This is a genomic window from Pseudomonas sp. LBUM1655, from assembly GCF_059716085.1.
This window is the reverse complement of sequence record NZ_CP166801.1, coordinates 2,076,903-2,086,642: the sequence shown is the minus strand read 5'-3', so window position 1 is coordinate 2,086,642 and position 9,740 is coordinate 2,076,903. Positions and strand designations below refer to the sequence as shown.

Below are 9,740 nucleotides of genomic sequence, written 5' to 3'. Positions count from 1 at the left end.
TTCTTGGCATCCGGATCAGTAGGCAGGCAGCACAAAGGCACGTCGTCCCTATAAAACGAATGCAGACCGGAAAAATTAGCGAATGAGAATAACTGTCAGGCGGGAGGTGGGGCTGGGATTTTTTGTGTACAGCTCCCTGTAGGAGCTGTCGAGTGAAACGAGGCTGCGATCTTTTGATTTTAAAGATCAAGATCAAAAGATCGCAGCGTGCCGCAGCTCCTACAGGGGAAACGGCGTTGGTCAGGCTGTTGCAGCCATGGCATGCCGGCGATGGTGCACATCCAGTTGATCCTTGATCACCTTCAGCACTTTGGCTTCGTGCTCATGGATGAAGAAGTGCCCACCGGCCAGCATGTCCACCGAGAAGCTGCCACGGGTTTCCTTGCTCCAGCCGATCAGTTGCTCGGTGGTGGCGCGGTCAGCCTTGCCGCCGAGCACATGCACCGGGCAGTTGAGCAGTGGTCGCTGCAAGGGTTCGAACCTGCCGCACAACTGAAAGTCCGCCCGCAGGATCGGCAAGGTCAGGCTCATCAGCTCGGCATTGGCCAGCACCTCCTCGCTCGTCCCGTTGAGCGTGCGCAATTGCTCGATCAGCTCGGCATCGGTTTTCGGCTCGGCAAAACCGCGATCGTAATCGGCGCGCATCGTAGGCGCCGCCGTGCCCGAGGCAAACAGTGCCACCGGCTCCGGACACCCCAGCGCGCGCAAGGCATGCGCCATTTCGCAGGCCAGCAACGCGCCGAGGCTATGACCGAACAGCGCGAACGGGGTCTTGAGTGTCGGGCGCAATTCCTTGGCCAATTGCATCGCCAGCGCTCGCATGTCGGTGTGCAGCGGCTCGTCGAACCGCGCGCCGCGCCCCGGCAGTTCCACCGGTTGCAAGTGCAACCATTGCGGCATCTTCGGCCGCCAGCGGCTGTAGACCATCGCGCTGGCGCCGGAGTACGGCAGGCACAGCAGAGTCAGCTTGGTCACCACGCTCCCCTCAAAAAATTCGTCTGTAGAGAGAAACGGATCGCGGCCCGATCAAATTAGTCGGCGCCCGCTAAATCCTCTGCAAAGGCGCTCGTTAACTGTTCAGGCCAAAACCAATAATGAGGATTCACCGTGGACCTGCAGAGCATCCTGGGCATGTTGTTCGCCAATGCCGGCGCCGTCGGCATCGAAGGCGTTTTTCAATTCGTGTTTGGCCCGCAGCAGGCCTACTGGTCCGAGGTCAAGGCCAGCAGTCGCACCGTGTCTGGCCGGCACGCGAGCCCTGATGTGACCATCGAAGTCGCCGAGCGCGACTTCCTCGGGATCATGGGCGGCATGGCCAACGTCGAAGAACTGTTCGCCAGCGGTCGCCTGAAAATCGGCGGCAACATGGGCCTGGCGACGCTGCTGCCGCAGATCATCGAGCATGCGATGCACGGCGGCGCCGTGGCGGAAAAAGTCGACATGAACAAGCGTTACCCGACGCCGCCGCGCTTCAGTGAAAAGCTCACCGCCGGCCTGCCGAACCAATTGAACGTCGAGCGACGTTCGCGCAGCGAGCTGTCGGTGACCGAGTTCAAGAGCCGCTATCTGCCCCATGGCATTCCCGTGGTGATCAGCAACGCGCTGCATGACTGGCCGTTGTTCAAATTGAGTCGCGAAGAGTCGCTGGTGCATTTCGCCGAACTGCAAGGCATCACCCGCCATGGCGATTACGTGAAGAAGACCTTCTCCACCGAACGTGATTTCCGCTCCACCTCCATGGCTGACTTCATTGCTTCGCTGGACAAGCCTGCAGCCAAAGGCACAGACGGCGAACCGCCGGCCTACATGGGCAACAACATTCTGCCGGCGCAATTGATGCAGCAGATCAAATACCCGGGCTACTTCGATCCCTCGCAGTTCATTCCGCCGCGCATCTGGATCGGCCCCAAAGGCACGCTGACGCCACTGCATCGCGATGACACCGATAATCTGTTTGCGCAGGTGTGGGGACAGAAGAAATTCACCCTCGCCGCACCGCATCATCGTGAAGCGCTGGGCACCTGGTCGACCGCGCCCAAGGGCGGGCTGGATGGCTGCGATTTCAACCCGGATGCGCCGGACTACGAACGCTTCCCGGCGGCGCGGGATGTGACGTTTCTGCGCGTGACACTTGAGGCGGGAGATTTGCTGTTTTTGCCGGAAGGCTGGTTCCATCAGGTCGAGTCGGTGTCGACCTCGTTGTCGGTGAATTTCTGGGTCAACTCGGGGCGCGGTTGGTAAGCCGCGAGTGACTCCACCACCCGTCGCAAAACCTGCACACCTGTCAGACCTGACAGGTGTGCTTTCTCCCGACAAAGCGCATTTATATTCTCACCGTTACTTACGCAGGAACTCGCCCGTCAAGCACGGACCCGACTATTGCGTTCAGTGTCCTGAGTCAGCGTCGATAACAGGAGCACACCATGAATCAGCCCACGATCTCGTCACAACCACGCAGCGCAATTGCGCCCTTTGTCGTGCGCGAACTCTTTTGCCCTCCACCCACACGCATTGATGAGGCGTTGGGCCAGGAGGTCAACGAGCGTCTGATGGCGTGGATACCGAGCGTGGGTATCTTTGCCGGTAAACACGAAAAACTGCGCGCCAGTGACTTCGGCCGCTATGCAATGTTGTGCCATGCCGACACGGACGATCCGGACAGGTTGCTGCTCGCAGCGCAGTGTTTCGCGGCATTGTTCGCGGTGGATGACCATTATTGTGACGACCAATCGCTTGGCGGCCGCCCTGAGAATGTGGCCCAAATGCTGTCGTTCGCCATCACGGCTATCGACCCGGTTTATTTGCCTGCGCCTTTCGATGAAGAACTCTCGCAACAACAATCGCGCGACCCGGTGATCAGAGGATTGCTGGCTTACATGACACGCGTGGGTCATTTCTGCACACCCTCACAAGTGGCTCGAGTCCGGCAAATCACCATTGCCATGTTTGTCACCATGGCTGCCGAAGCTCCGTGGCGTATCTATGGCACCCAACCCACCATCGCGGAATACCTGGCCAGCCGACAGGTCAACAGTTTCTGGCCTTGTCAGGTTCTGATTGATGCTATCGGGGGATACGAAGTACCCGCCAACCTGTATTCCCAGCCGGAGATTCACCACATCAGCGCGCTGGCAGCACTGGCCACGACGTTGGTCAACGACTTGTATTCCGCTTACAAAGAGCACCTCAAGGAAACGGGAGACTTCAAACTTCCCTATCTGCTGGCGGCCAGACACGACTGCTCGCTTCAAGATGCCATCGATAAATCGGCGGATATTCATGATGCCGTCATGCAGGAATACGTAACGCTTGAAAAGCAATTGCTGAGCACTGCCACGCCTTTGACCAAACGCTATCTGAACGGCTTGACCACTTGGGTTGCGGGCAATCGGGAATGGCATAAACACAGTGCGCGTTATCACATCTGAGCAATCGTTTTAATACGCGATGCCCCCTCAAAGCGCATTGGGCTGGCAGGGGCAGCTATTTTTTCACTGAACTCTCGCCTGCGCCGGCCAGTCAGCTATTCAAGACTAACGCTTCAGGCCCTGACACTCATGCAGATTTCCCTCGCCCGCCAAGTTGCCCTCATCACCGGCGCCAGCTCCGGCATCGGCCATGCCGCCGCCAAGGCCCTGGCCGCTGCCGGTGCCGCCGTGGTCATCAACTACAACCGCCAGGCCGAACCCGCCGAAGCACTGGCCCGGCAGATCATTGCCGACGGAGGTCAGGCGATTGCCATTCGCGCCGATGTGTCAAAGGAAGATGACGTAGAACGACTGTTCGCCGCGACCCTCGACGCCTTCGGTTCGCTGGACATTCTGGTGGCCAATTCCGGTCTGCAAAAAGACGCGGCGGTTATGGACATGTCGCTGGCGGACTGGAACGCGGTCATCGGCGTCAACCTCACCGGCCAGTTCCTCTGCGCCCGCGCCGCCCTGCGGATTTTCAACCGCCAGGGCGTGCGCGAAGGCGTGTCCCGGGCCGCCGGCAAGATCATTCACATGAGTTCGGTGCACCAGCGCATCCCTTGGGCCGGGCATGTGAATTACGCGGCGTCCAAGGGCGGCGTCGATCTGTTGATGCAGTCTCTGGCGCAGGAAGTCAGCCATCAGCGCATTCGCATCAACGGCATTGCGCCGGGTGCGATTCGCACGGCCATCAATAAAGAAGCCACCGAAGGCGCGGCCGGCGAAAAACTGCTTGAGCTGATCCCCTACGGTCGCATCGGCGATGTCGAAGACGTCGCCAACGCGGTGGTGTTTCTCGCTTCCGATGCCGCCGATTACATCGTCGGCACCACCCTGTTTATCGACGGCGGCATGAGCCTCTATCCGGAGTTTCGCGGCAATGGCTGAGCATCATCCAGAACGACAAAGCCCGATCGACGCCCACGGCATCATCGGCGACATGCGCAGTGCGGCACTGGTCAACGACAAAGGCAGCGTGGATTTTTTCTGCTGGCCGGAGTTCGACAGCCCATCGATTTTCTGTTCGCTGCTGGACACCCCTGACGCAGGGATTTTTCAACTGGCGCCGGACTTGCCCGATGCCCGCCGCGAGCAGATTTACCTGCCGGACACCAACGTTCTGCAAACCCGCTGGCTCAGTGAATATGCCGTGGTGGAAATCACCAACATGCTGCCGGTGGGCGACAGTGAAGATGACTTGCCACTGCTGATGCGGCGGGTGCGGGTGGTCAGTGGCGAGGCGACGTTCCACATGCGCTGCGCCGTTCGTCACGACTATTCCCGCGCCGCCACCCGTGCGCAGTTGGATCAAAAAGACGTGGTGTTCAGTGCCACAGGGCAACCAACACTGCGTCTGGCTTCGGATCAGCCCATGCAAGTCGACGCAGATGCAGCGGTTGCCCGCTTCACCCTCAAACAGAATCAGACCGCCACCTTCATGCTCGGCGCCACCGACGATCCGCGCTTTGCCGAAGGTGCCGGTGACTTCTGCATGGAGCGCACCCTGAAGTTCTGGCGCGACTGGATCGGTCAGTCGATTTATCGCGGACGCTGGCGGGAAATGGTCAACCGCTCCGCCCTCGCGCTCAAGCTGCTGACCTCACGCAAACACGGTGCGATCCTCGCCGCAGCCACCTTCGGCCTGCCGGAAACCCCCGGCGGCGAGCGCAACTGGGACTATCGCTACACCTGGATCCGCGATGCCTCGTTCACGGTTTACGCGTTCATGCGTCTGGGTTTCGTCAGTGAAGCCAACGCCTACATGGGCTGGCTACGCGGACGGGTCAGCGATTGCTGTGGCCAACCGATGAAACTCAACATTCTGTACGCCATCGACGGTCGTCAGGAATTGCCGGAAACCGAATTGACCCACCTGTCAGGCCATGGCGGTGCGCAACCGGTCAGGATCGGCAATGGCGCGTATGACCAGATCCAGCTCGACATCTTTGGTGAGTTGATGGACGCGGTGTATCTGGTCAACAAGTACGGTGACGCGATTTCCCACGAAGGCTGGAAACACGTGCGCGAAGTGGTCGATCAGGTTTGTGAGACATGGCAGACCAAGGATGTAGGCATTTGGGAAATGCGTGGTGAGCAACATCACTTTCTGCACTCGCGGCTGATGTGCTGGGTGGCTTTGGACCGGGCGATTCGTCTCGCATCGAAACGCTCGCTGCCGGCACCTTTCGCGCAATGGGATCAGACTCGCCAAGCGATCTACGCCGACATCTGGGACAACTTCTGGGACGAAGAACGCGGGCATTTCGTGCAGTACAAGGGCGGCACTGCGCTGGATGGTTCGATGCTGTTGATGCCGCTGGTGCGTTTCGTCAGCGCGAAGGACCCGCGCTGGCTGTCGACGCTTGAGGCCATCGAAAAGACGCTGGTGCGCGACGGCATGGTTTATCGCTACCGCAATGATGACGCCAACATCGACGGTTTGACCGGCACTGAAGGCGCGTTTGCCGCGTGTTCATTCTGGTATGTCGAATGCCTGGCCCGTGCCGGGCAAGTGGAAAAGGCCCATCTGGAATTCGAACAATTGCTGCGCTATGCCAATCCGTTGGGGCTGTACGCCGAAGAGTTCGACAGTCATGGGCGGCATCTGGGCAATACCCCCCAGGCGCTGACGCATCTGGCATTGATCAGTGCAGCGAGTTTTCTCGATAGGCGCTTGAGTGGGGAAAAGAGTGAGTGGCAGCCGTAATTGTCATCGGAGTCTGTCGGACATTTGCCACCTCCCACTCGCAGCAAGACTAATTCCTACAATCCGTCCCTCCCTGTGGCGAGGGGATTTATCCCCGATGGGCTGCGAAGCAGCCCCAAACCCTCCACAAGCAATCCTCCAGAAATACCGCATTCACTGACTTTGCGACTGCTGCGCAGCCGGTCGGGGATAAATCCCCTCACCACAGTCGCGCGGCTCAGTTCCTACATTCGCTAAACACCACCACTCAATCCCTCCCCCCGCAACTTGCGCTTACACCCCGAAATACCTTGTTGCCAGCGGTTACATCCGCCCCTACCATCCAACGCAACGGGCACAGCGGAGCTGTCCAACAAAACCCGAATTCAAGGAACCAGAATGTCCCAGCACGTCCAGCGCACCATCAATTCCCCCCTGCGCACCGGCCTTACCCGCACCCAACTGTGGGAAGCCGCCGACAAAGGCCTGATCAAATGCTGGGAAATCGGCCGCCAGCGCGCCACCCGCTTCCCCGACCTCGCTCTGCAATGCCTCGCGGGTGAACTGCCGGTGCTCGGCTGGAAAGGTGGCGTCAGTCGCAGCCTGAAGAAAAACGAAAAATACGGCTCGCTGAAATACCTCGCCCAATGGCAAGGGTTGCGCGGAGAAGATCTGGATATCGATTTGAGTGATGAGCGCTCGCTGACGTGTTCACGGACGAAGATGGTGGTGACGTTTACCCCGGATCGGACGAAGTATTTCAATCAGGTGGCGGAAGCTGAGGCTTAAGGAACAGCAGCACTCACCGAAAACCGCTCCCGATACGCCTGCGGCGTCACGCCGATAGCGCGCAGGAAACTGCGGCGCAATGTCTCTTCACTGCCAAACCCGCAATTGCCAGCAATTCGTTTGATCGGCAGTCCGGTGTCACTGAGCAGCCGCCGCGCGGTCTCGACGCGGATCAACTCGATAGCCCGCGCCGGGGTCTGGCCGGTGTCGGCGCGGTAGTGACGCACGAAGCTGCGTTCGCTCATGCCGGCCTGTTCGGCGAGGGTGGGAACACCGAGGTCACAGGTCAGGTTTTCGGCGATCCAGGCATGCAAGTCATCGAAACGATTGCCCTGATTTTGCAGCGATAACGTCACGCTGAACTGTGACTGCCCGCCCGGGCGTTTGAGGAACACCACCAGATGCCGGGCGACGTCCAGCGCGATGTCGCGGCCGAGGTCTTCCTCGACCATGGCCAGCGCCAGATCGATGCCGGCAGTGACGCCCGCCGAGGTCCAGACCGGGCCGTCGTTGATGAAGATCGGATTGGCTTCGACTTGCAAGTTAGGGTGCTGCTGCGCCAGTTGCTCGCAACGGGTCCAGTGGGTGACGACGCGACGACCGTCGAGCCAGCCACTGGCCGCGAGCAAAAATGCCCCGGTGCACACCGAGGCCACGCGCCGGCATTTCGCGGCGTGTTCCCGCACCCAGTCCACGAGTGACACATCTTCAGCGGCGGAATAAATCCCCCAGCCGCCCGAGATGATCAGCGTATCGCTCGGCTCCACCGGTAACGGTTCGGCCAGCACCGCCAACCCCGCCGACGACATCACCGCACCGCCCTCGCTGGCAATCACTGACGGCGCATAAGGAACCGGCAAGCCGCGCTGACGGGCGAGATCATTGGCCGAGGCGAATACCTGCAAGGGACCTGTGACATCGAGGATCTGCATGTTGGCAAACGCGAGTACGTGGATGGCTTTGGGCATTTGGCGTAATTCGTGGGGTAATTGGCGTATGCGCCAAAACCTACGCGCCTACAGTGAAGCCGTCCACCCCTTTTAATGGAGCAAGAACGATGACGCTGCAGATCGGTTTTCTGTTGTTTCCGCAGGTTCAGCAATTGGATCTGACCGGGCCATACGACGTGCTCGCTTCGCTGCCGGGCGTGCAGGTGCATCTGATCTGGAAGGATCTGATGCCGGTCACCGCCAGCACCGGGTTGCTGCTCAAGCCGACCACCACGTTCGAGGACTGTCCGGATCTGGATGTGATCTGTGTGCCCGGTGGCGGTGGCGTCGGGCCGCTGATGGAAGATGAGCAGACGCTGAGCTTCATCAAACGTCAGGCGGCGCAGGCGCGTTACGTGACGTCGGTGTGCACCGGCTCGTTGGTGCTTGGCGCGGCGGGCCTGCTGCAAGGAAAACGCGCAACCACGCACTGGGCGTATCACGATCTGCTGCCGACACTGGGCGCGATTGCGGTGAAGGATCGGGTGGTGCGTGACGGCAATCTGTTTACCGGTGGCGGGATTACTGCCGGGATCGATTTTGCGCTGGTGCTGGCGGCTGAACTGGTTGATGCCGATACGGCGCAACTGGTGCAGTTGCAACTTGAGTACGCGCCGGCACCGCCGTTCAATGCCGGCAGCCCCGATACAGCGCCGAGCGCAATCGTCGATGAAGCCCGGCTGCGTGCGGCGCCATCGTTGAAACTGCGCACGGAAATCACCGGGCGCGCGGCGGCGAAACTCAACTTGCGCTGATCCTCAGCCATCCACAAAACCCTGTAGGAGCTGCCGAAGGCTGCGATCTTTTGACTTTGGCTTTTTCAAGATCAAGATCAAAAGATCGCAGCCTTCGGCAGCTCCTACAGGTCGGCTGTCACTGGCTTCAGCCCCTGCTTTGCTCTTCACCTTCACTTGTCCCCCGCCGCCCGTCCGTGTAGAAAGCCCTTCCACAAAATCTGCACAAGGACCCTCCATGAAGTCTCTGCCATGGCTTTATCTGGCACTTCTCGGTATCGGCTACGGATTGGCGCTGAGTTACGGCCAACTCGGCTGGCTCGCGCTGATTTCTGTCGGGCTTCTGCTCTTCGCCGGTTTTGCCGTACGTCAGCAACACGTGCCGGTCGCGCGCTATCTCGGTCACGGTCTGTTCGTCGTTCTGGCGTTGGCGCTGGCGTTGCATTGGTTGCCCGGTTTCTACAACGGTCGCGCCATCGACCCGCAACGCTTCACCGACAATGCCGTACCGTTCTCGATGTACCTGAATCAGGACAAACCGCTGATCGGCCTCTGGCTGTTGCTGGTCTGCCCATGGATTGTCGCGCGGCGTTCATTGCGCCTGACGGTGTACGCCAGCGCTCTCGCCCTGACCTTGAGCGCGATCCTCGCCCTCGGCGGGGCTGTGTTGCTGGGCGTGATCGCCTGGGCGCCGAAGTGGCCGGATCAGGCGTGGCTGTGGGTGCTGAATAATCTGCTGCTGGTGACGCTGGTCGAGGAAGCGCTGTTTCGCGGCTATATACAGGGCGGCCTGAGCCGACGCTTCAAGCACCTGCCATACGGCGAAAATCTCGCCCTGCTGCTGGCTTCATCATTGTTCGCACTGGCGCATATCGGCGCTGGCTGGACATGGGTGTTGCTGGCGGGTCTGGCAGGTGTCGGCTATGGTCTGGCCTACCGTTTTGGCGGACTCGGCGCGGCGATCGCCACGCATTTCGGGCTGAACCTGCTGCATTTCGGCTTGTTCACCTATCCGATGCTCGCGGGCTGAAGCAAGGCCGGTTTTGCGACGCCGTACATAAATCTGAAAAAA

The 9,740-nt window shown here is 60.0% G+C and carries 9 protein-coding genes; 7 read left to right on the top strand and 2 right to left on the bottom strand.

Annotated elements, in window-relative coordinates:
• Nucleotides 1-240: 240 nt before the first annotated feature.
• Nucleotides 241-978, bottom strand: a complete 738-nt coding sequence (locus ACA074_RS09385; RefSeq protein ID WP_497678838.1) for a thioesterase II family protein — start codon at nucleotides 976-978, stop codon at nucleotides 241-243.
• Nucleotides 979-1,107: 129 nt separating this feature from the next.
• On the opposite strand from ACA074_RS09385, the gene ACA074_RS09380 reads away from it, so the two are divergent.
• From ACA074_RS09380 to ACA074_RS09360, 5 genes are all read left to right on the top strand, one after another.
• Nucleotides 1,108-2,241 carry a cupin-like domain-containing protein gene (locus tag ACA074_RS09380; protein WP_497678837.1) on the top strand — a complete coding sequence of 378 codons (1,134 nt, stop codon included), beginning with the start codon at nucleotides 1,108-1,110 and terminating at the stop codon, nucleotides 2,239-2,241.
• A 182-nt stretch (nucleotides 2,242-2,423) separates the two neighbouring features.
• Nucleotides 2,424-3,428 carry a terpene synthase family protein gene (locus ACA074_RS09375; RefSeq protein ID WP_497678836.1) on the top strand — a complete coding sequence of 335 codons (1,005 nt, stop codon included), beginning with the start codon at nucleotides 2,424-2,426 and terminating at the stop codon, nucleotides 3,426-3,428.
• 129 nt (nucleotides 3,429-3,557) lie between these two features.
• Complete coding sequence (locus tag ACA074_RS09370) at nucleotides 3,558-4,358, top strand: glucose 1-dehydrogenase (protein WP_497678835.1); 801 nt, start codon at nucleotides 3,558-3,560, stop codon at nucleotides 4,356-4,358.
• The gene (locus ACA074_RS09365) at nucleotides 4,351-6,177 is read left to right on the top strand and encodes a glycoside hydrolase family 15 protein (protein WP_497678834.1); all 1,827 of its coding nucleotides are present in this window, start codon (nucleotides 4,351-4,353) and stop codon (nucleotides 6,175-6,177) included. Before ACA074_RS09370 ends, ACA074_RS09365 begins: the two co-directional genes overlap by 8 nt.
• Nucleotides 6,178-6,555: 378 nt before the next feature.
• Nucleotides 6,556-6,945, top strand: a complete 390-nt coding sequence (locus ACA074_RS09360; protein ID WP_489878684.1) for a hypothetical protein — start codon at nucleotides 6,556-6,558, stop codon at nucleotides 6,943-6,945.
• Here the strand turns inward: ACA074_RS09360 and ACA074_RS09355 are convergent.
• Entirely contained in the window at nucleotides 6,942-7,913 is a 972-nt protein-coding gene (locus ACA074_RS09355; RefSeq protein WP_497678833.1) for a GlxA family transcriptional regulator, read from the bottom strand. The genes ACA074_RS09360 and ACA074_RS09355 overlap by 4 nt on opposite strands.
• Before the next feature lie 89 nt (nucleotides 7,914-8,002).
• Between ACA074_RS09355 and inhA the strand changes: the two genes are divergently transcribed.
• The gene (gene inhA / locus ACA074_RS09350) at nucleotides 8,003-8,689 is read left to right on the top strand and encodes an isonitrile hydratase (RefSeq protein WP_187680919.1); all 687 of its coding nucleotides are present in this window, start codon (nucleotides 8,003-8,005) and stop codon (nucleotides 8,687-8,689) included.
• A 217-nt stretch (nucleotides 8,690-8,906) separates the two neighbouring features.
• Complete coding sequence (locus tag ACA074_RS09345; protein ID WP_497659074.1) at nucleotides 8,907-9,698, top strand: CPBP family glutamic-type intramembrane protease; 792 nt, start codon at nucleotides 8,907-8,909, stop codon at nucleotides 9,696-9,698.
• Nucleotides 9,699-9,740: the final 42 nt, after the last annotated feature.